Origin of the sequence: Microbispora sp. KK1-11 (assembly GCF_006874435.1) — a bacterium.
Taxonomy (GTDB): Bacteria; Actinomycetota; Actinomycetes; order Streptosporangiales; family Streptosporangiaceae; genus Microbispora; species Microbispora catharanthi.
Genome location: NZ_VIRJ01000004.1, coordinates 191,338 through 212,335 on the forward strand (window position 1 = coordinate 191,338; position 20,998 = coordinate 212,335).

A 20,998-nucleotide genomic window follows, 5' to 3' on the forward strand; every position below is an offset into this window, starting at 1 on the left:
CGAGCACGTCACCCGGGTCCGCTTAGGTCATCACGAACCTGGCGAGCTCGGCGCGCGAGGTGATGCCCAGCTTGGGGAACGCCTTATACAGGTGGTAGGCGACCGTACGCGGGCTCAGGAAGAGCTGCGTGCCGATCTCCCGGTTCGACGCCCCGCCCGCCGCCAGCCGCACCACGTGGAGCTCCTGCGGGGTGAGCGTGGCCAGCGGGTCGCGGCCGTGGTCGCGGGGGGACGGCGAGACTCCGGTGGCACGCAGCTCCGCCGCCGCGCGGGCGGACCACGGAGCCGCGCCGAGGCGGGCGAACGCCTCCATGGCGGCGTTCAGCCGGGTGCGGGCCTCGGCACGGCGCTGGTGACGTCGCAGCCATTCGCCGTACAGCAACTCCGTGCGGGCCTGCTCGAAGGGGTGGTCGGCCTCGCGGTGCAGGGCCAGCGCCCGCTCGTACGCCGCGCCATCGCCGGTCATCAGCGCATGACAGCGCTCCAGTACGGCGAGCGCCCAAGGCTGCCCGATGGCACGCGCCCACGTGGAGAAGCGCTCGAGCGCGTCGCGTGCCCGCTCGGGGGTGCCCACCCGGACCGCCGCCTCGACGTAGTCGGGGTAGGCGTACCGCCAGATGAACGCGTGCCGTCCGGGTCCGGTCATGCGCTCGTCCATGCGCTCGAGCACCGACGTGTAGCGGGCCGCCCCCAGGTCCAGCATGATGGCCGCGCACGTGCCCCAGGTGGCGCCGGTCATCCACGCCTCGGCCGCGCATGCCTGCGCCACCAGCCGGCGGCACTCCTCCTCGGCTCCGGCCACCGCCGCTAGCCAGGCGGAGACTCCGGTGAGGTAGTTGTGCCAGTAGGGCTGCTCGATGTCCGCCGCGATCTGCAGCCCTTCGCTCACGCCGGCCCGCGCGGCGCGGTGGCGCCCGTTGATGATCTGCGCCGCGGCCTGGAGCATCATGGCCTGCGGGAGACGGCCGACCCGCCCGGCCTGGCGGCATTCGGCGACCAGATCGCCGGCATCCTCCAGCATCATGCGCTGCCGGCCGTGGACGAAGCCGAGGTAGGTCGCCATGGCGCGCAGCTCGAACGGGAGCGCCGCCTGGCGCCCCAGGCTGGAGTACGGGATGCCGAAGACGGCCGTGTCATCGCCCTCCAGCAGGTGGACGATGCTCTGGTTGAACTCCTTGATGACGCTCAGGGGCCCCTCTACGAGCGGCGTCAGTTCCGCGATGCGGCGGGCCAGGCCGATCTGGTCGGGATGGGGAGCGCTGCTCCAGATGGAGACGGCGGCCAGGCCCAGCATCGGCAGCGCCGCCTCGGGGTCGACCGGGACCAGAGCCTCGACGCCGTCGAGGATCAGCCGGGTCGCCTCCAGCGGCCTGCCCGCCTCGAAGGCCAGCGTGGCCCGCACCCTCGCCAGCTCGGCCGCCATCGCGGGGTCCGGCGCCGCCGGAGAGGCCCGGCGGGTGAGCTCCTCGGCGCGCCGCCGCAGGCCGGCGTCCAGGGCGGCCGCCGCCGCGGCGGCCCAGCGGCGGGCCGCGGCCGGCGGATCGACGGAGAGCCGGGCCGCCCGCTCGTACCCCGCCGACGCCGCCGCCTGGCCGCTGCGCCTCGCGGCCCGGATCGCGGCCCCCTCCAGCTCCCCCGCCACCCGCTCGTCGGGCCCGGTGGCCACCGCCGCCAGATGCCAGGCGCGGCGGTCCTCGTCCGTGGCCCCGGCCAGGGCGTGGTGCGCGGCGACGCGCTGCGCCACGTCCGTCGCCAGCCGCGCCGCCGTGCGCACGAGGGGGTGGCGGAAGGCCACGCCCGTGGCGGTGACCCTGACCAGCCCCGCGCGCTCGGCGGGCGCGAAGTCGGTGAGCGAGACGCCCATGCCGCGCAGGGCGCGGTTGAGCGTGTCGGCGTCACCGCTGTCGTCCAGCGCCGCCACCAGCAGACATGACCGGGCCTCGGCGGGAAGCGCCAGGATCGCGGCGCGGAAGCCCGCCAGCACCCGGCCGGAGACCGGCTCGGCGCCGCCGAGGGAGAAGGCCGGCGGCCCGATGGCTCCGGCCCGTTGCTCGGCGGTGAGCGTACGCGGCAGCTCCAGCAGCGCCAGGGGATTGCCCTGCGCCTCGTCCACGATCAGCTCGCGTACGGCGAGCGGAAGCCCGCCGGCCCGCTCGGCGAGCAGGCTCGCGGCCGGCCGCCGGGCCAGCCCGGTCAGCCACAGCTCCGGCTGCCCGGGCGCGGGAAAGGACGTCCCGTCGTCCCGCGCGGCGAAGACCAGAGCGATCGGCTCGGCGTCCAGGCGGCGGGCGGCGAACAGCAACGCGTCCGCCGACTCCTGGTCCAGCCACTGGGCGTCGTCCACCAGGCAGACCAACGGCTGGCCGGCCGCCAGCTCGGTCAGCAGGCTCAGGGTGGCGAGCCGGACGAGGAAGCGGTCACCGGGCGCCGCCCGGCCCAGCCCCAGGGCGCTCAACAGGGCGTCCGCCTGCTGGTCCGGCAGCGCCGCGATGCGGCCGAGCATCGGGCGCAGCAGCAGGTGCAGGGCGGCGAACGGCAGTTCCGCCTCCGACTCGACCCCGCTCACCCGCAGGACGCGGCCCTTGGCGGCGGAGGCGGCGTACTCCAGTAGCGCGGTCTTCCCGATCCCCGCCTCGCCGCGGAGGATCATCACACCGGTGCGGTCGGCCAGCAGACGATCGATCGCCGCCTGTTCCGCTTCGCGGCCGTGGAGCATGCCTCATAGTGTGCCGCACACAGGAGCGGGATGATCCACTCGTCCGACCCGGGCGTCTCCCTGCCGCGAAACGAGGCGGCGGTTCCGGTGCGCGGCGTGGCGGCGTCGATAGGCTGCCGTAGGGGGGCAGGCGGAAGCGAACGGGACGGATGGCGGGGATCGCGCGCGCAGTCGCACGGATGGTCGCAAAACGGGGGCGGGCGCGGCACGGCGACCGCATCCACGGGAACCGCACCACCGGAAACCTCGCCACCCCAAATGTGGCGACCCGAAATGTGGCCGGCGGAAATGTGGCCGGCGGGGACCTCGCCTGTGTCTCGGTTCTCACCGTCGCGGCGGCGGCGCTCTACGCGTTCTACTCGTGCGTGACGCTGGCGCGGTTCCGGGCGGGCGCGTACGACCTGGTGATATTCGACCAGGCGATCCGCTCGTACGCGCGCTTCCAGCCGCCGGTGTCGATGCTGAAGGGCGTGCACAACGGGTTCGGGCCGGGCTTCTGCGTGCTCGGCGACCACTGGTCCCCTGCGCTCGCGCTGCTGGCGCCGCTGTACTGGATCCACGACGGGCCCGCGACCCTGCTCGTCGCGCAGGCCGTCCTGCTCGCGCTGTCGATCCCGTTCGTGTGGGCGTACGCCTTCCGCGCCTCCTCGGCGGTCACGGCCGGGCGGCGCGTCGCCTATCCCGTCGCGGTCGCCTACGCCCTGTCGTGGCCGATCACCGAGGCCGTGGCCTTCGACTTCCACGAGGTGGCGTTCGCGCCGCTGCTCACGGCGGCCATGCTGGAACGGCACCAGGCCGGGCGCAGGCGGGCGGCGGTCCTCGCGGGGCTGGCACTTCTGCTGGTCAAGGAGGACATGGGCCTGCTGCTGGCCGGGTTCGGGCTGTTCCTCCTCACCCGGCGCCGCGACCGGATGCTGGGCGCGCTGCTCGTCGTCGGCGGCGTCGCCGCGACCCTGGTCGCCACGCGGATCCTCATCCCGCACTTCGGCGGCAGGGCCGGCTACTACTGGGCGTACTGGACGCTGGGCCCGGACCTGCGCCGGGCCGCGGTGCACGCCGTCACACGGCCCGGCGACGTCGTCGCGCTGCTCGCCGATCCGCCTCTGAAGCCGCGCACGCTCGTGCTGACGCTCGCCCCCGTGCTGTTCACCGCCGTGCTGTCCCCGCTGGGCCTCGCCCTGCTGCCGCCGCTGCTGGAACGGATGCTCGCCAGCACCTATCCCAACTGGTGGACCCCGAGATACCACTACACGGCCTTCGTCGTCGCGGTCGTCTTCGCCGCCGGGATCGACGGGGCGCTGCGGGCGGCCGCCCGCTTTCCACGACGGTCCGGGAGGCTCGTGCACGGATGGGCGCTGCTCGTGCTCGCCGCCGCGCTCGCACTCGTGCCGTTCTTCTCGTTCGGGGCGCTGTTCACGCCCTCCTTCCACGCGGAGACGGCGCGGACGCGCGCGGCCGGGCGCGCCGTCGCGGCCGTGCCCGACGGCGTGCTGGTCGAGGCGGCCGGCTCCCTCGCCCCGGCCCTGTCGCCGCGTACGCGGACCCTGCTGTGGGACCGCACGCCGCGCGGGGCGCCGTGGGTCGCCGCCGACGTGGGGGCCAGGGACTTCCCGTTCGACTCGGTCCGCCGGCAGATCGCCAGGGTCGAGACGCTGGTTCGGCAGGGCTACCGGGTGGTGTTCCGGGAGGCCGGCTACGTGGTGCTCACCCGGCCGTAGCCGGCCGCCTCACGGGCGGACGTACGCGTGCGGGGTCGTGCCGAAGGCGTGCTTGAACGCCTGGATGAACGCGCTGGGGCCGCTGTAGCCGCAGGCGGCGGCCGTCGAGGTCACCGACCGGCCGCCGGCCAGCAGGATGAGCGCGCGATGCAGCCGCAGCTGGGTGCGCCACTGCGGGAAGCTCATGCCGGTCTCCGCGCGGAACAGCCTGCTGAGCGTGCGTTCCGAGGCGCCCACCGCCGCGCCCAGCTCGGCGAGCGTCCGGCCGTCCGCCGGGTCCGCCTCCAGGATCGCGGCCACGTCGCGCAGCCGGGGGTCGGACGGCGCCGGCAGGCACAGCGGGAGCGCCTCGACCTCGCGGAGCTGGTCGAGCAGCACGCGTTCCAGGTTGGCCCGCTGCGTCGCGGTCGGCTCGTCGTCGCCGGTCAGGGCGACCACCACCTCCCTCAGCAGCGGCGTGATCGCCAGCACTGTGGGCCGGTCCAGCCGCAGCGGGTTGACCGGGGGGTCGAAGACCAGCGCCCGCATCTCGGTCGGCCCGTACGCCTCGTGCGCGTGCGCCACCCCTGCCGGTATCCACACGCCCCGATGCGGCGGCACCACCCAGTCGCCGATCGGGGTGGAGATCCGCAGCACCCCGCGGTGCGGATGGATGAGCTGGTGCGCGGCGTGGTCGTGCCAGTCGATGCGCTGCCGGTGGGCCAGCGGCACGCGGGACGGGCCGCCGCTCGCGGGATGGCGGGTTGCCGACATGACTCGGCAGAGTATCGCTAGTTCGCCGACTCGGTCGTCCGGGATGCTCGACGGAGCCTCCCAAGGAGACGATCAGTGACACAGACATCCGTTTCGGCGCCGGCGGCGCGGGCGGCGTCCGCGTGGCGGCGCATGTGGCTGTGGGCGGCCGCGCACGCCGTCGACGACCTCTACCAGGGACTGGTCCCGGCCTGCGTGCCCTATTTCGTGCTCGACCGGCACTACGGCTACGTGGCGGCATCCGGGCTGACGCTGGCCGCGGCCCTGGGCAGTTCGATCCCGCAGCCGTTCATCGGCCTGGCGGTCGACCGTTTCCGCCTGGGCTGGCTGGCCGCCGCCGGCATCGCGCTGGCCGGGCTCGGCCTCGGCCTGTCCGGGCTGATGGAGCCGTACCCCGCGGTCTGGGCCCTCGTCCTGCTGTCCGGGCTCGGCGTGGCCATGTTCCACCCCGCGGCGGGCAAGGGGGCCAGGGAGACGGCGGGAGACAGCGCCACGGCCATGAGCGTCTTCGCGGCGGGCGGGAGCGTCGGCTTCTTCCTCGCGCCGGTGCTGGCCACGCCCGCCCTCATCGCGATGGGCGTCGGCGCCACGGCGCTGTTCATCCCCCCGGCCCTGATCGTCGCGTTCGCGCTGCTCAGGAAGCGGCCCCCGGCCCGGGCGGCCACCGCGGGCACGCGCGCGGGCACCGACAGGTGGGCGCCGTTCATGGTCCTCACCGGCATCGAGATCGTCAGGTCGGTGACGTTCTTCGGCGTGCTCACCTTCGTCGAACTGTTCTGGATCAGGCACCTGGACGCCGGGCGCGGCCTCGCGGGCACGGCCCTGGCCTGCTTCCTGGTCGGCGGGGTCGCGGGCACGCTGATCGGGGGGCGCCTCGCCGACCGGATCGGGCTCGTGCGCACCGTGCAGATCGGCGGCCTGCTGGCCATCCCCGCGCTCGCCGGGCTGCGGCTGCTGCCGGGGCCCTACCTGCCGCTGGTGTTCGCCGTGCTGGCGGGCATCGCCATCAACATCCCGTTCGCCGTCCTGGTGAAGCTGGGCCAGGACTACCTGCCGAACCGGCCGGGCACCGCGGCCGGTGTCACGCTCGGGCTCGCCGTGAGCGTCGGAGGGCTCGCCGCGCCCGTGCTCGGCGTCGCGGCGGAGGCGTACGGCCCGCAAGGCGTCTTCACGATCCTCTGCCTGGTGCCGATCGCCGCCGTGGGACTGGGGCTCTTCCTCCCCCGCAGGTGACTTGCCGCGGACGGAGCCTGGCCACGGCGGGGAGTCAGCCGGCGGTGACGACGCCCGGCGTGGCCGCGAGCAGCAGGACGTCGATCCCGGCGGCGGCGATCGCGGCGGCGAAGGGCGCCACGGGCACACGCCGGCCGAGCAGCAGGCCGGCCGCGGCGCACGCGGCCACCCCGGCGAGCGCGAGCCATCGGACCGGGCCGGCCGGTCCCGGAGGCGCGGCCACCAGCAGCGCGGACGCGCCCAGCAACGGCAGCGGCAGGAGAACCCGCACCCGGGCGGGGCCGAGACGCTGCGGCCAGCCCCGCACCCCCGTCGCCACGTCCGTCTCGATGTCGGGCAGCACGTTGGCGAGGTGCGCCGCGCAACCGAGTAGCGCCGCGGCGAGCACGGCCCACCACGCCGGCAGGGCGTCGCCCGGCGTTCCGGCCGTCACGAACACCGGCACCGCGCCGAACCCGGCCGCGTACGGCGCCCACGAGGCCGCCGTGCCCTTGAGCCACACGTTGTAGACCCAGGCCGCGGCGACGGCCAGCAGGTGCGTCGCCCCGGCCACCACGCCGCAGGCCAGCGAGAGCGGCACGCAGGCCGCCAGCGCGGCGAACGCCGCGACGCGCACCGTGCGCGCGGACACCAGGCCCGCGACGATCGGCTTGGCGGTCCTCCCTGCCGCGGCGTCCCTGGCGGCGTCCACGGCGTCGTTGCACCAGCCCACGGACAGCTGACCGGTCAGCACGGCGAGCGCCGTCAGCGCCGTCCCCGCCGGACCCCACCCGGCGACCGCCACGAGCGCCGTGACCAGGGCCGTCACCGCCGCGGCCGGACCCGGGTGGCATGCCCGGGCCAGTCCGGCCACCGTCCGCGCCGCCCCGGCGGCCCGGCGGCGCCCGTCCGCCGCGTCGTCGGGCGGCTCCCCTGAACCGGTCACGATCCCGAGCGTAACCGGGCAACCCGGGTACAGATCACGATCGGGCCCTGGAAGGTATGCGGCGGCCACCAACGGGCAAGACAGACTTGTCGAGGTTTTCGCCTGCACGGGGATGTGAGATGACGCGGATCGCGGCCGTCCATGGTGTCGTTCCCCCGCATCGCCACTCACAGGCGGAGGTCGCGGACGCGCTGGCGAGGGTCTGCCTTCCGCCGGGCGCCGATCGCCGGCTTCTCGACCGGCTGCACGCCAGTGCCCGGGTGGAGCACCGCAACCTGGTGCTGCCGCTCGACCAGTACGGCAAGCTCGACGGCTTCGGCGCGGCCAACGACCTGTTCATCGAGGCCGCGCTCGACCTGGGCGCGCAGGCCGTCACGGGGGCGCTGGAGGCGGCCGGCCTCACCCCCGCGGACGTCGACATGATCATGTGCACGTCGGTCACCGGCGTCGCCGCGCCGTCGCTGGACGCCCGGTTGGCCAACCGGATCGGGCTGCGCCCGGACGTGAAGCGGGTGCCGGTGTTCGGCCTCGGGTGCGTGGCGGGCGCGGCGGGAATCGCCCGGCTGCACGACTACCTGCGCGGCTGGCCCGGCCACGTGGCGGTGCTGCTCTCGGTCGAGCTGTGCTCCCTCACGTTGCAACGCGACGACACCTCCACGGCCAACCTCGTGGCGGGCGCCCTGTTCGGGGACGGCGCCGCCGCGGTGGTCGCGTACGGGGACGAGCGCGAGCCGCCTCCCGCGGACGCGGCGCGGCCCGTTGTGGTGGCGACGCGCAGCCGCCTGTATCCCGGCTCGGAACGCGTGATGGGCTGGGACGTCCGCGACAGCGGCTTCCGGGTCGTGCTGGACGCCGGGGTGCCGGGCGTGGTCCGCGCCTATCTGGGCGACGACGTGCACGGGTTCCTCGCCGACCACGGCCTGACCGCGGGCGACGTCACCGCCTGGGTCTGCCACCCCGGCGGCCCCAAGGTGCTGGAGGCCGTCGCGGAGACGCTCGCGCTCCCGGACGGCGCGCTCGACCTCACCTGGCGTTCGCTGGCCGCCAACGGAAACCTGTCGTCGGCCTCGGTGCTGCACGTGCTGCGCGACACCCTCACACTGCGGCCCCCGCCGCCGGGCACGCCGGGCCTGCTGCTGGCGATGGGCCCGGGGTTCTGCTCCGAACTCGTCCTGCTGCGCTGGTAGGGGGGAGCCGTGTCGCCTTGGCCCGTGTCGCCTTGGCCCGTGTCGCCTTGGTACGTGCTGCTCGTCGCGCTCGTCGCGGTCGAGCGCCTCGCCGAACTGGTCGTCGCCCGCCGCAACGCCCGCTGGAGCCTCGGCCGGGGCGGCGTGATGTACGGCAGGGGCCACTATCCCTGGATGGTCGCCCTGCACACCGGGCTGCTGGCCGGATGCCTGCTTGAGGTGTGGCTGGCGGACCGGCCGTTCGTCCCCGGCCTCGGCTGGCCGATGCTCGGGCTGGTCCTGGCCGCGCAGGCGCTGCGGTGGTGGTGCGTCACCACGCTCGGCCCCCAGTGGAACACCCAGGTCATCGTCGTGCCCGGCCTGCCGCTCGTGACGCGCGGGCCGTACCGGTTCGGGTGGCTGCGCCACCCCAACTACATCGCGGTGGCGGTGGAGGGCGCGGCGCTGCCGCTCGTGCACTCCGCCTGGCTGACCGCGCTGGCCTTCACCCTGCTCAACGTGCCGCTCATGGTCGTGCGCCTGCGCTGCGAGAACGCCGCGCTCGCCACCGCGGCCCCCGGATCCGCCGCGCCCGAGGCCGGGGCGGGGACCGCGGCGTGATCGACGTGCTGGTGGCCGGCGGCGGGCCCGCCGGGCTGGCCACGGCCATCCACGCGGCGCTGGCCGGCATGGAGGCGGTCGTGGTCGAGCCGCGGCCCGGCCCGGTCGACAAGGCGTGCGGGGAGGGCCTGATGCCCACCGGCGCCGCCGCCCTGGCGGACCTGGGGGTGGCGGTGCCGGACGGCAGGCCGTTCCGCGGCATCCGTTACGTGGACGGGCCACATCGGGTGCAGGCGGAGTTCCGGGACGGCCCCGGGCTGGGCGTGCGCAGAACGGCCCTGCACACCGCGCTCGCCCACCGCGCCCGGGACCTCGGCGTCCGCGTGGTGCCCGGCCGGGTGGACGCGGTGCGCGCCACCGGCGAGGGCGTACGCGCCCACGTGACGGGCGGGCCTGAACTGTGCCGGCCGGAGCCGTATGGTCCGGAATTGGGCGCGCGGTGGCTCGTGGCGGCCGACGGGCTGCACTCGCCGATCAGGGCGCGGCTCGGGCTCGACCTGCCTTGCGGCGGCCCCCGCAGGTACGGCCTGCGCCGCCACTACCGGATCGCGCCGTGGACCGACTTCGTGGAGGTGCACTGGGCGCCCGGCGGCGAGGCGTACGTCACGCCGGTGGGCGACGACCTGGTCGGCGTGGCCGTGCTGAGCAGCGAGCGGCGGACCTACGACGAGCACCTGGCGCGGTTCCCCGGCCTGCTCGCCCGGTTGGACGGCCCGCCCGCCACCCCCGTGCGCGGGGCAGGGCCGCTGCGCCAGCGGGTGCGGCGGCGGGTGGCCGGGCCGGTCCTGCTCGTCGGTGACGCCGCGGGCTACGTGGACGCGCTCACCGGCGAGGGGATCTCGCTCGCGCTGCTGTCGGCCCGTGCCCTGGTCGGGTGCCTGCGGGCGGGCCGTCCCGAGGAGTACGAGACCGCCTGGCGGCGCCTGTCGTGGCGATCCCGCCTGCTGACGGCCGCGCTGGTGCAGGCCCGGCGGCATCCTCCCGTGGCCCGGATGATCGTGCCCGCCGCGCGGCGCCTGCCCGCGGTGTTCGGGGCGGCGGTGCGGTCGCTCGCCTGAGCGCCGCGCCTTCCCCGCCCCCCGCACCTCCCGCGCCCCCCGCACTTCCCGCGATCCCGCGCCTTCCGCGCGAAACAGGCACGGCGCCGGTGAATTGTTACAGCCGGATTCACAGTTCATGAACGCCCGTTTTTAGGTCGCCCCCGGAGGTCTCTATACGCGGTAGTAATAGAACCTACTTCGACATGAATGAAGTAGCCATATTTCGTGACCGGTATGCAAAGATCTAGCGTGTGTACCGAATGGCGAGGCCGATGTTACGGCAAGGATGACTGGAGGGTCGTCACTTGCCCCACTTGCCGCACATCGCTCTGCTCGCACTGCTAGCCCTGCTCGGTACGCTCCTGATCGCCGCGCTGGTCGTCCTCGGGATGCGCCTGCGCAGGCTGCGCGTCATGCAGGCCGAGGCCGTACGGCAGGCGGCGGCCGAAGCCCGCGAGCAGTTCGGCCGCGACGTGCACGACCTCGTGAGCAGCCGCCTGTGGCTGGCCACCCTGCGCAGCGAACTCGCCTACCGGCTCGCGGACGACGACAGCCCCCTGCGACCGGCGCTGGCCGACGTGGTGCAGTCGATCCGCCAGGCCTCCGCCGACATCCGCAACGTGACCCGCTCCTTCCGCGACGTCTCGCTCGCCTCCGAACTGGCCAACGCGCGGGCCGTGCTCCGGGCGTACGGAACCGACTGCAAGGTCGAGGCGACCGAGGCGGAGCTGGGCGACGAGGTGAGCGCGGTGCTCGCGATCATGGTGCGGGAGGCGGTGACCAACGTCCTGCGCCACAGCAGGGCGACCCTGTGCGCGATCGAGATCGTCGTGCGTGGCGGCGTGGCGACGCTCACCGTCGCCAACGACGGCGTCGACCCCTCCACGCCGCCCGGCGACGGCACGGGGCTGGACAACCTCCGCAACCGGGCGGCGGCGCTGGACGGCGTCGTGGGAACGGTCCTCGACCCGGACGGCTGGTTCCGCCTCATCGCCGAGATCCCCCGCAGGGGCGGGGACCGCCGCTGACGCCGGCCGCGCCCGCCCGCCGGGCGGCCCGGCCCCCGCGGCGCGATGCGCGGGCCGCCGCACATCTCCGAGCGCCCGCCGGCCACGCGCGTGCGCCTCGCGCACTACCCGGGCCCCGGACCCACCCGCTCACCGCCCCGCACAAGCCCCTGCACAAGGCCCTGCACGAGTCCCTGCACAAGTCCCTGCACAAGGCCCCGCGCAGCGGCGTGGCTCGTTTGACCAGCGCCTTGACCGAATAGTCCGTTCGGTATCCCGAAGACGGCCGTGAAAAGCATCACCGTCGACCCATGACTGCGTCATGGTTTGTTATGTGCAGATTTCACATAGCGCAGTTGACGGGCGTAACTTGGCCCTTCTCTTTATTTCCGGAATTCTTTGATGTGACCGGCCTAAGGGGACATCTGGTGATTAGTAAGTACGAGATTTACTGCCTCGCAGATCCCTTGTTCTACGACACCCTCGACACGAAGCGCGCGGAGCATCCCGACTTCGCCATCGCCGCCCGGCCCACGCCCGAGGGGTGGGCGCACGCCGAGAGCGACACCTGGCTGCACTACGCGCCGGCCGGCGCGACCCTGCCCACACAGGGCTGGAAGATCCACATCTCCTCCTCCGTGCCGGAGGCGGAGCGGGTGATCGCGGCGGCCTGGGACTACTGCGTGCCCCGCGGGCTGGCCTTCAAGTTCCTGCGCGGCCGGCGCGTGATGACGATGCAGAACTCCAAGTACGCCTTCCGCGGGTCGAGCGGCAAGCTGGTCACCATCTATCCCGTGGACGAGGCTCAGCTGGAGCTGACGCTCAAGGAGCTCGCCGGGATCCTCGACGGCGTCGAGGGCCCGTACATCCTCAGCGACCTGCGTTACGGCGAAGGACCCCTGTTCGTCCGGTACGGCGGGTTCGCCGAGCGCCATTGCCTCGACGACAACGGCGAGCGGGTGCTGGCGATCGAGGACGCCGACGGCACCCTCGTCCCCGATGTGCGCGGCCCGGCGTTCGCCCTGCCCTCCTGGGTGACCCTGCCGGCGTTCCTCGAACCCCACCTGGCCGCCCGCAACGCGGTGACGCTCGAAGGCGTGCCGTACGCGGTGGACGGCGTCCTGCACTTCTCCAACGGCGGCGGCGTCTACCTGGGGCGCGACACGCGCACCGGGGAGAAGGTGGTGCTCAAGGAGGCCCGCCCGCACGCCGGGCTCGACGTCGAGGGACGCGACGCCGTCACCCGCCTGCGGCACGAGGCCACGATCATGGAGCGCCTGGCCGGTCTCGACGTCGTGCCGGCGCTGCGCGACTACTTCACGGTCGGCGAGCACCACTTCCTGGTGCAGGAGTACGTCGACGGCACCTCGCTCAGCCAGCTCATCGCCCAGAAGCACCCCCTCACTCGGGCCGACCGCACTCCCGAGCTGGACGCGGACTACGCCGAGTGGGCCATCGGGATGCTCGCCAAGGTGCGGGCCGCGGTCTCGGCGCTGCACGGGCGCGGCGTGGTGTTCGGCGACCTGCACCCCTTCAACATCCTGGTGGACGGCGACCGCGTGGTCCTGATCGACTTCGAGGTCTCCTCGCCCGTCGAGGAGCGCAGACGGCCCACGCTCGCCAATCCCGGCTTCGTGCCGCCGCGCGAGCTGGCCGGCGTCGAGGCCGACGAGTACGCGCTGGCCTGCCTGCACCTGGGCGTGTTCGCCCCGATGACCACCATGCTGCTGCAGCTCCACCGGCCCAAGGCCGCCCAGCTCGGCCGGCTGATCGTCGAGATGTTCCCCGTGCCCCCCGCGCTGATCGAGGGAGCCGTACGGACGATCCTCGGCCAGGATCCGCCCGCGCCGGAGCCGAGCAGGCTCCCCCGGCCGGACCGGCTCATCGAGGGGTGGCCCGCCGTCCGGGAGGCGCTGGCGAAGGCGATCCTCGCCTCGGCGACGCCGGACCGCGACGACCGGCTGTTCCCCGGCGACATCGTCCAGTTCGAGCCCGGCGGCGGGGTGAGCCTCGCCAACGGCGCGGCCGGCGTCCTGTACGCGCTGAAGGCGACCGGGGCGGGGCGCTTCCCGGAGCACGAGGAGTGGCTGCTCAGGCAGGCCGCCAGGCCCGGCATCGGGCCCGGCTTCTACAACGGCCTGCACGGGGTGGCGTACGCCCTGGAGGCCCTCGGCCGCCGCGATGAGGCGCTCGACGTGGCGCGGCGATGCGCGCGGGAGCTCCGTGAGGGGCTGGACCTGAGCCTCTATCGCGGCCTGTCCGGCATCGCCCTCGCCCTGATGCACCTGCACGACGCGACCGGCGAGCCGGAGTTCCGCGAGCGGGCCGCGCGTGTCGTGGAGGTGGTGGCCGACCGGCTCGGCGGCCCGGACGACGTGCCCGAGATCAGCGGCGGGAAGTATCCGCACGCGGGGCTGATGTACGGCTCGTCGGGACCCGCCCTGATGTTCCTGCACGCCTACGAGCGCACCGGCGACCCCGGGCTGTTCGACCTCGCGGCCACCGCGCTGCGGCAGGACCTGCGCCGGTGCGTCGGCCGCGAGGACGGTCAGCTCCAGGTGCAGCAGGGCTGGCGGACCAACCCCTACCTCGACGAGGGGTCGGCCGGCATCGGCCTGGTGCTGGACCGCTACCTGACCCACCGGCACGACGAGACCTTCGCCGAGTCGCTGGCCGCCATCCGGCCGGTCACGACCCTGCACTACTACGTCCAGTCGGGGCTGTTCGCCGGACGGGCCGGCATGATCGCCTGCCTGTCGTCCGGCTCCCGCCCCGACCCGGAGGCCGCCGCGGCGCAGATCGCCCGGCTGGCCTGGCACGAGCTTCCCTACCGGGGCGGGCTGGCCTTCCCCGGAGCCCAGTTGCTCCGCCTGTCCATGGACCTCTCCACCGGGAGCGCCGGCGTGCTGCTCGCGCTCGGCACCGCGCTGCACGACGAGCCGGTTCACCTCCCGTTCCTCGAGCCCCCCGGACGGTCCCAGGCGCAGGGGCCCCTGCGCACCGCCGCCGGGTCACATGTCCCGACCAGCCCCGAGAGGAGGTGAACGCACAATGGCGCTCCTCGACCTGCAGACCCTCGAGGCCCCCGGCGGCCACGGCGGTGGTGACGCCGGCAGCAACCTGAGCCTGCTCGGGTGCACCCCGCACGAGAACAGCAGCCTCAGCATCATCTGCGGCTGACGGATCCTCCGGTGAACACGAACTTCAGCCAACGGCTGACAGAACTCATACAAGGGAGATGTTCAACATGGCGCTTCTCGACCTGCAGACCCTCGAGGTTCCCGGCGGCCACGGCGGCGGCGGTGGCGGCGGCAGCAACCTGTCGCTGCTGGGCTGCACCCCGCACGAGAACAGCAGCCTGAGCCTGATCTGCGGCTGATAGCACGTGCACCGGAGTCCTGGGCGGCCGTCGCGGCCGCCCAGGCTTCCGCGTTTCCGGCCCCGGCCGGCCGCGGGTGCCGTTCCCGTCTCCCGTCCGGCCTTTCCCCTCTGGAGGACCCGGTGAGCTCTCGTCCGGCGGACCTGCTGATCGCGCGGGCCGTGCGTCGCGGCGGCCCGTGGCTCGCGGCGCTGACGGCGACGGCGCTGCTGGGCGCCGCGGCCGACCTGCTGCTCCCGGCGGCGCTCGGCCACGCCGTCGACGCCGTGGCGCGGACCAAGGCGGGGGCCGAAGCGGGGGGCGCTTCCGGGATCACCGGCCCGCTCGCGACCGCCGCGCTGCTGGTCGCGCTGGTCGTCGCGTGCGACGCGCTGGGCGTGCTCGCGGCCGGGGTGAGCGGGGCGCGGGCCGCGCGGTGGCTGCGCTCCCGGGTGGTGACCCACACCCTGTCCGTCGGCGCCGGCATGACCCGCCACTTCACGCCGGGTGAGATCGTCACCCGCGCCGGGGTGAACGTCGAGGAGGCCGGACGGACCCCCGAGGCGGTGGTCACCGCCGCCACACTGATCGTTCCGGCGGCCGGAAGCGTCGTCGCCCTCGCGCTGATCGACCCGTGGCTCGCGGTCACGCTCGTGGCCGGTCTGCTCCTGATCGTCGCCGTGCTGCGCGCGTTCATGCGCAGGACCACGGCGGCCTCCGGCGGCTACCAGCAGGCGCAGGGGGAGATCGCGGCCATGCTGGTGGGCGCGCTCGCCGGGGCCCGCACCATCACCGCGGCCGGAACCGAGGACCGCGAGGCCGCACGCGTGCTCGCCCCGCTCCCCCGCCTGCGCGCCCACGGCCTGGCGCTGTGGCGCCTGCAGGCCCGGGCCGGTGTCCAGGCCGCTGTCGTCGTCCCGCTTCTGGAGATCGCCGTGCTCGCCGTCGGCGGGCTGCGCCTGGCGGCCGGCGGCCTCACCGTCGGGGAACTGCTCGCCGCCGCGCGCTACGTCGTGCTCGGGGCGGGCCTGGGGTCGGCGCTCGGCTACGCGGCCCGCATCGCCCGCGCCCGGTCGGCCGCCCAGCGCCTGGAGCAGCTGTTCGCCGTGCCGCCCCCGGCGTACGGGGACCGGCCGCTGCCACCGGGCTCCGGCACCCTGGAACTGCGCGACGTGACCGTGCGGGCCGACGGCGTGCGGCTGCTGAGCGGTGTCAGCCTGGTCGTGCCCGGCGGCACGTGCACGGCCGTGGTGGGCCGCTCGGGCTCGGGCAAGTCGTCGCTGGCCGCCGTCGCCGGCCGGCTCGTCGATCCCGAACGCGGCGCGGTCCTGCTGGACGGCGTGCCCCTGCGCGAGATCGGCAGGGAGCCGCTGCGCCGCGCGGTCGGGTACGCGTTCGAGCGGCCCGCGCTGTTCGGCGAGACGCTGGGCGAGGCCGTCGCCTTCGGCCTCGGGGCAGTGAACGACGCAGGGGACGACGCAGGGGACGACGCCGGTGAGCGGAGCGGAGACGCGGTGCGGGCGGCCGCGACCGCCGCCCGCGCCGACGCCTTCATCCGGCGGCTGCCGCTCGGGTACGCCACCCCGGTCGGCGAGGCGCCGATGTCCGGGGGCGAGATCCAGCGGGTCGGCCTGGCCCGCGCGTTCGCCCAGGCCGGCCGGCTGCTGATCCTGGACGACGCCATGTCGAGCCTGGACACGGTGACCGAGCGGCAGGTCGGGCGGGCGCTCACCGGGAGCCTGTCCGACCGCACCCGCCTGGTGGTGGCCCATCGGGTGACGACGGCGGCGCAGGCCGACCAGGTCGTGTGGCTGGAGAACGGGCGGGTCCGCGCGACCGGCACGCACGAGCGGCTGTGGGACGACCCCGGCTACCGCGCGGTCTTCCGCGCCGAGGAGGCCTCGTGAAGCGCCGCGCCCTTGCCGGAGGGCGGCCGGGAGCGGCCGCGAGACAGGTGGTCGTGAGTGCCCTGCGGCGCGAGCCCTCCCGGCTGCTGTGGCTGGCCTGCTGGTCGGTGGCGGAGGCCCTGCCCGCGCTGACCGGCGGGTACGCGATCGCGCGGGCCGTGGACGACGGCTTCGCCGCGGGGCGGCCCGGCACCGGCCTGATGTGGCTGGGCGTGCTCGCCGCCGCGTGGGGGGTGGCCGCGGTGGCCGCCCGGCAGGTGCTGCTGCTCATCGCCGGGATCGTCGAGCCGTTCCGCGACGACCTGCTGGAGCGCGTGGTGACCGGGGCGCTGCGGGCCGGGCGGGGCGGCGACAGCGCGGCGGTCGCCCGGATGAACCACCAGGTCGAGCTGGCCAGGGACGCCTTCGGCGCGATCATCACGGTGGTCAGGACCTTCGTGTTCACGCTGGCCGGCGTGGCGGTGGGGCTGACGACCCTGGCCCCGGAGGTCGTCCCGCTCGTGCTGGCGCCGGTGGCCCTGGGGCTCGGCCTGTTCCTCGTCTCCCTGCCCGCCCTGGCCCGGCGTCAGCGCGAGTTCATCGTCGCCGACGAGCGCACGGCCACCGCGGTGGCCGCGATGGCGGGCGGCCTGCGGGACGTGACCGCCTGCGGCGGCGAGGCGCGCGTCGCGGCGAGCGTCGGGCGGGAGGTCTCCCGGCAGGCGAGGGCCGCGCGGGCGCTGGCCCGGGTGACGGCGTCGCGGACGCTGTCGCTGGCGGTGGGGGCGTGGCTGCCGGTGGTGCTCCTGCTCGCGGGCGCGCCCTGGCTGGTGCGCCAGGGAATCACCGGCGGGGTGATCCTCGGCTCGCTGACCTACGTGATGCAGTCGCTCTCCCCCGCGCTCGGCGGCCTGGTCCAGGGCCTCGGCGTCAGCGGCGTCCGTCTGGCCGTCACGCTGGAGCGCATCCTGCACGCGCCCGGCCCGCCCGTGCCGCACGGTGACCGGGAGCCCGGCGGGGTGCGTCTGGAGCTGCGCGGGGTGCGCTTCGCCTACGGCACGTCCGGGCAGAAGGCCCCCGAGCCGGTGATCGACGGCCTGGACCTCGACGTGCCCGAGGGCGACCACCTGGTCGTCGTCGGCCCGAGCGGGATCGGCAAGTCCACGCTGGCCGCGCTCGTCGCCGGCCTGCTGACCCCGGACGACGGCGAGGTCCTCGTCGGCGGCGTCCCGGCCGCGCGGGTCCACCCGGCCGCCCGCGCGCTGATCCCCCAGGAGGCGTACGTCTTCCCCGGCACCCTGGCGGAGAACCTGACGTACCTCGCGCCGGGGACGCCTCCCCAGCGGGTGGACGAGGCGGTGGCGGCGTTCGGGCTGACGGAGCTCGCGCAGCGCGCCGCGGGCGGCCCGCTCGACCCGGCCGAGCTGTCCGCGGGCGAGCGGCAGCTCGTCGCGCTGGCCAGGACCTACCTGTCCCCCGCCCGGCTGGTCGTGCTCGACGAGGCGACCTGCCATCTCGACCCCGCGGCGGAGGCGCGGGCGGAGGCGGCCTTCGCGGCGCGCGGGGGCACGGTGATCGTCGTGGCGCACCGGATCTCCTCGGCCCTGCGGGCCCGGCGGGGGCTGGTCATGGACGGCACCCGCGTCCTGCTGGGCACGCACGAGGAGATGGTGGCCTCCTCACCGCTGTACGCCGACCTGGTGGGTCACTGGGAGGGCCCGGGGAGGCTACCGGCGGGAGCGGTAGCGGAGGATGCCGATGTCGCGGCCGGCCGCCGGCCACAGCCAGCCGCACTCGGAGGCGATCTGGATCGCCTCGACGCGTGAGCGGGCGCCGACCTTGGTGAGGATGCGGGACAGGTAGTTGCGGACCGTGCCCCGCGACAGCGACAGGCGGTCGGCGATCTCGCCGACGGTGGCGCCGCCGGCCGCGGTCTCCAGGACGTCGAGCTCGCGGGCGGTCAGCGGGTTGCTGTCGGCGTCGAGCGCGGCCACGGCGAGCTCGGGGTCGATGACCCGCTCCCCTTTCGCCACGCGGCGGATGCAGTCGACGAGGTGGCCTGGGGACGCGTCCTTCACGACGAAGCCGCGCACGTTGGCGTCCAGCGCCTTGCGCAGCGCCATGGGCGTCCCGAGCCCGGTGAGGACGACGGTCCTGCAGGAGGGTAATCGGCGGTGCAGCTCGGCCGCCGCGGTGAGGCCGTCGACACCGGGCATCCCGATGTCGAGCACCGCGACGTCGGGGCGCCGCAGGCAGCCGAGCCGCACGATGTCCTCGCCCTTGTCCGCCTCGGCCACCACCTCGAGGTCGTCCTCGCTCGACAACAGAGCGACCAGCGCCTTGCGGATGAGGTGCATGTCCTCGGCGAGCATCAGTCGGATCAAACCAGACCCCCCTACACGCGGTGCGAGCGGATGCTCGCCGTTGGTGACCGCCGCGCTTCACTCACTATGAAGGTTCCGCGCGTATTCCGTGACCTGTCTACCCGAACTGTCACCTTTAATCAGGAAGCGCGTCAGAGAAAAGCCGGACGCCCGGCCCCTGTGCGGGAGCCGGGCGTCGCGGTCGGGTCTTCTAGTGGCGCCAGACCCTCACGTAGTCGGTCGCCTGGGAGCCCTTGAGCCCGCGGCTGCCGTCGAACCGCACCGCCCAGGTGCCGGACCGGTAGGCCCGCACCTTGGTGGCGAAGTCGCCGTCGCCGTCGGTCTCGATCGTGTCGACGTACTGCCACTTGTGGGAGCCCGAGGACTGGAAGTAGACCTTCACGTCCTGCGAGCCCAGCCAGCGCCAGTCGTTCCAGTAGTTGCGGCTGTCGGAGCAGTAGCGGTCACCGCCGCGACGGCCGGAGAAGTTGTCCCAGTCGTCGTAGTACCAGTCACCCCAGCACTGCGCGACCTGCAGCTTGCCCTTGAGGGTCAGCGCGCGGCCCTTGCGGACCGGGTTGGGCGTGGCGTCGAAGCCGGCGATGCGGGTCGCCTTGGCGCCCGTCGGACGCGGCGCGTGCCACTCCTTGCGCTTCACCGTGAAGGAGCGGTCCGCCGTGTACTTCTTGCCGTCGAGCCCGATCGCCTCGACGTGCACCCGATAGGTGCCCGCCCGGTCGTTCCAGTCGAAGCTCCACGAGCGCGAGGCGTGGTCGAACTTCGGACCGTCGTTGTGGCCGCCCTTCCGCTTGCCGAACCAGTGGTCGCCGCCGTGGTCGCCGTGGCCCCTCGGGCTCCACAGGTCGATGTCCACGCTCTGGACGTCCTTGGTCGTCACCCGGGCGGTGACCTGGGCGGAACGGCCCTTGCTCACCACGACCACGCTCGGGTCGACGGCGACGGACACGATGCTCGGGTCGGGCGTGTACGGCTTGTGGAAGTTGTCCCCAGTGGGGCTCGGCGTGGGCGACGACGTAGGCGCGACAGTGTCCGCGTACGCGGGCGCAGTCGCGAGCGCCGTGGCGCCCATGGCGACCGCTACCAGGGTGGTAGCAGCTCGTTTCACCATGAGGGTAATTCCTCTCCCCGTTCAGGAACGCACCCCCGGTTTGGGGCGCGCCTACGTCATAGACGTCACAAGGGGAAGGAAAGTTGCCTCACACCTACAGAAAAGAGATTACAAAACGATAACTGTCCCCTATGTCTGCTTTATGAATTTTGGGGTATTAGCGGCTTGTTCATGCTTCTCGTTGCGGGCTGGCATCGGCGGCATACCGGGATGTACCTGCATATTCGGCACGCCACGCGCCCTCGCCGTCCGCACGGACCCGGGCGGTGAACCAGCCGTCCCTGCGGGTGACCGCCTCCCCGACGGTCTTCCAGCGGGACGACCCCGCGGGGCGGAAGCAGATCCTGACCCGCTGCCCGGCGAACGGCCGGTAGTCGACCTTCCCGACCGGGTCCACCCGCAGCAGCGTCCCGGTGACGCGCACGCCGTCCCCGTCGCGCACCACTTTGAGGCCCTCGATCTCGGTCGCCCTGCGCAGGTTGAACCCCACCCGGGCGACGGCCCGCTCGCCCCGCGCGTTCACCGCGGTCGCGGTGACCGTCCACGGGCCGCTCGGATACCACCGCGACAGCGGCTTGTCCGGGAGGAACCGCCAGGTCTCCCACTCCCCCGACGAGATCCGGCGGACCGGGCGGCCGTTCCGCGACGCGCCCACCATGCGGGGCATCGCGGCGGACGCCAGCCCGCCCAGGCCCGGCAGGGGCACGGCCGCGGGTACGGCGGCGTCCGGGGGGACCATCGGGTCCGGGGAGCCGGGCGGCACCGGCACGGCGTCGCCGGACGGCGGCGAGGGGGTCGCGTCCGGCTCGGGCTCCTTGCCGGGCTCCCCTCCGGGCTCGTCGCCTCCCGAGGGGGCGCGGCCGGGTTCCAGGACGACGGAGACGCGGTCCGCGCCGCGCGCCACCACGTCGACGACCAGCCGCACCGATCCGCTCGGGCCGACCACGGGGTCGGACGGGCGCACCTCGACCGAGCGGATGGCCAGGTCGCCGGAGGCGGGGGCAGGCGCGGCCGCCGCCGTCGTCGCGGCCGTCGCGGCCGCGAGCACCAGCGTCGCGAGCAGAGGTCTCATCATGCCCCGTG

At 74.4% G+C, this 20,998-nt stretch carries 17 protein-coding genes; 11 read left to right on the forward strand and 6 right to left on the reverse strand.

Annotated elements, in window-relative coordinates; all coding sequences use genetic code 11:
- Nucleotides 1-22: 22 nt before the first annotated feature.
- A complete protein-coding gene (locus FLW16_RS08540) occupies nucleotides 23-2,716 on the reverse strand; it encodes a helix-turn-helix transcriptional regulator (RefSeq protein ID WP_142559397.1) in 2,694 nt (897 codons plus the stop codon).
- 179 nt (nucleotides 2,717-2,895) lie between these two features.
- Here FLW16_RS08540 and FLW16_RS08545 point away from each other — a divergent pair, with 179 nt between their 5' ends.
- Nucleotides 2,896-4,434: a DUF2079 domain-containing protein gene (locus tag FLW16_RS08545; RefSeq protein WP_185949324.1), complete on the forward strand. Its 1,539-nt coding sequence runs from the start codon at nucleotides 2,896-2,898 to the stop codon at nucleotides 4,432-4,434.
- A 9-nt stretch (nucleotides 4,435-4,443) separates the two neighbouring features.
- Here the strand turns inward: FLW16_RS08545 and FLW16_RS08550 are convergent, their stop codons facing one another.
- Nucleotides 4,444-5,187 (reverse strand): helix-turn-helix domain-containing protein, encoded by a 744-nt coding sequence (locus FLW16_RS08550; RefSeq protein WP_142559401.1) that lies wholly within the window; start codon nucleotides 5,185-5,187, stop codon nucleotides 4,444-4,446.
- 75 nt (nucleotides 5,188-5,262) lie between these two features.
- Here FLW16_RS08550 and FLW16_RS08555 point away from each other — a divergent pair, with 75 nt between their 5' ends.
- Nucleotides 5,263-6,420: an MFS transporter gene (locus tag FLW16_RS08555; protein ID WP_260615033.1), complete on the forward strand. Its 1,158-nt coding sequence runs from the start codon at nucleotides 5,263-5,265 to the stop codon at nucleotides 6,418-6,420.
- Between the two features lie 34 nt (nucleotides 6,421-6,454).
- Here FLW16_RS08555 and FLW16_RS08560 read toward each other — a convergent pair whose 3' ends face one another.
- Nucleotides 6,455-7,345, reverse strand: a complete 891-nt coding sequence (locus FLW16_RS08560; RefSeq protein WP_260615034.1) for a UbiA family prenyltransferase — start codon at nucleotides 7,343-7,345, stop codon at nucleotides 6,455-6,457.
- A 119-nt stretch (nucleotides 7,346-7,464) separates the two neighbouring features.
- Here FLW16_RS08560 and FLW16_RS08565 point away from each other — a divergent pair, with 119 nt between their 5' ends.
- The 9 genes from FLW16_RS08565 to FLW16_RS08605 all read left to right on the forward strand — a co-directional run bounded on the left by FLW16_RS08565 (nucleotide 7,465) and on the right by FLW16_RS08605 (nucleotide 18,249).
- Nucleotides 7,465-8,532 (forward strand): type III polyketide synthase, encoded by a 1,068-nt coding sequence (locus FLW16_RS08565; protein ID WP_142559403.1) that lies wholly within the window; start codon nucleotides 7,465-7,467, stop codon nucleotides 8,530-8,532.
- Between the two features lie 39 nt (nucleotides 8,533-8,571).
- A complete protein-coding gene (locus FLW16_RS08570) occupies nucleotides 8,572-9,132 on the forward strand; it encodes an isoprenylcysteine carboxyl methyltransferase family protein (RefSeq protein WP_142559405.1) in 561 nt (186 codons plus the stop codon).
- Nucleotides 9,129-10,190, forward strand: coding sequence for an NAD(P)/FAD-dependent oxidoreductase (locus FLW16_RS08575; protein ID WP_142559407.1), 1,062 nt, complete (start codon nucleotides 9,129-9,131; stop codon nucleotides 10,188-10,190). Before FLW16_RS08570 ends, FLW16_RS08575 begins: the two co-directional genes overlap by 4 nt.
- Before the next feature lie 296 nt (nucleotides 10,191-10,486).
- Nucleotides 10,487-11,200 carry a sensor histidine kinase gene (locus tag FLW16_RS08580; RefSeq protein WP_142559408.1) on the forward strand — a complete coding sequence of 238 codons (714 nt, stop codon included), beginning with the start codon at nucleotides 10,487-10,489 and terminating at the stop codon, nucleotides 11,198-11,200.
- Between the two features lie 407 nt (nucleotides 11,201-11,607).
- Entirely contained in the window at nucleotides 11,608-14,223 is a 2,616-nt protein-coding gene (gene lanKC / locus FLW16_RS08585; RefSeq protein ID WP_142559409.1) for a class III lanthionine synthetase LanKC, read from the forward strand.
- A 7-nt stretch (nucleotides 14,224-14,230) separates the two neighbouring features.
- Nucleotides 14,231-14,359, forward strand: coding sequence for a SapB/AmfS family lanthipeptide (locus FLW16_RS08590; protein WP_142559411.1), 129 nt, complete (start codon nucleotides 14,231-14,233; stop codon nucleotides 14,357-14,359).
- Nucleotides 14,360-14,426: 67 nt separating this feature from the next.
- Nucleotides 14,427-14,558 carry a SapB/AmfS family lanthipeptide gene (locus FLW16_RS08595; protein ID WP_142559413.1) on the forward strand — a complete coding sequence of 44 codons (132 nt, stop codon included), beginning with the start codon at nucleotides 14,427-14,429 and terminating at the stop codon, nucleotides 14,556-14,558.
- 122 nt (nucleotides 14,559-14,680) lie between these two features.
- Nucleotides 14,681-16,444 carry an ABC transporter ATP-binding protein gene (locus FLW16_RS08600; protein WP_142559416.1) on the forward strand — a complete coding sequence of 588 codons (1,764 nt, stop codon included), beginning with the start codon at nucleotides 14,681-14,683 and terminating at the stop codon, nucleotides 16,442-16,444.
- Complete coding sequence (locus tag FLW16_RS08605) at nucleotides 16,441-18,249, forward strand: ABC transporter ATP-binding protein (RefSeq protein WP_142559418.1); 1,809 nt, start codon at nucleotides 16,441-16,443, stop codon at nucleotides 18,247-18,249. The genes FLW16_RS08600 and FLW16_RS08605 overlap by 4 nt, the downstream gene beginning before the upstream one ends.
- Here FLW16_RS08605 and FLW16_RS08610 read toward each other — a convergent pair.
- The 3 genes from FLW16_RS08610 to FLW16_RS08620 all read right to left on the reverse strand — a co-directional run bounded on the left by FLW16_RS08610 (nucleotide 18,151) and on the right by FLW16_RS08620 (nucleotide 20,990).
- Nucleotides 18,151-18,807 (reverse strand): DNA-binding response regulator, encoded by a 657-nt coding sequence (locus FLW16_RS08610; RefSeq protein ID WP_142559420.1) that lies wholly within the window; start codon nucleotides 18,805-18,807, stop codon nucleotides 18,151-18,153. The genes FLW16_RS08605 and FLW16_RS08610 overlap by 99 nt on opposite strands.
- A gap of 190 nt (nucleotides 18,808-18,997) precedes the next feature.
- Nucleotides 18,998-19,915 (reverse strand): hypothetical protein, encoded by a 918-nt coding sequence (locus tag FLW16_RS08615; RefSeq protein WP_142559422.1) that lies wholly within the window; start codon nucleotides 19,913-19,915, stop codon nucleotides 18,998-19,000.
- Between the two features lie 169 nt (nucleotides 19,916-20,084).
- Nucleotides 20,085-20,990, reverse strand: coding sequence for a hypothetical protein (locus FLW16_RS08620; RefSeq protein WP_142559424.1), 906 nt, complete (start codon nucleotides 20,988-20,990; stop codon nucleotides 20,085-20,087).
- Nucleotides 20,991-20,998: the final 8 nt, after the last annotated feature.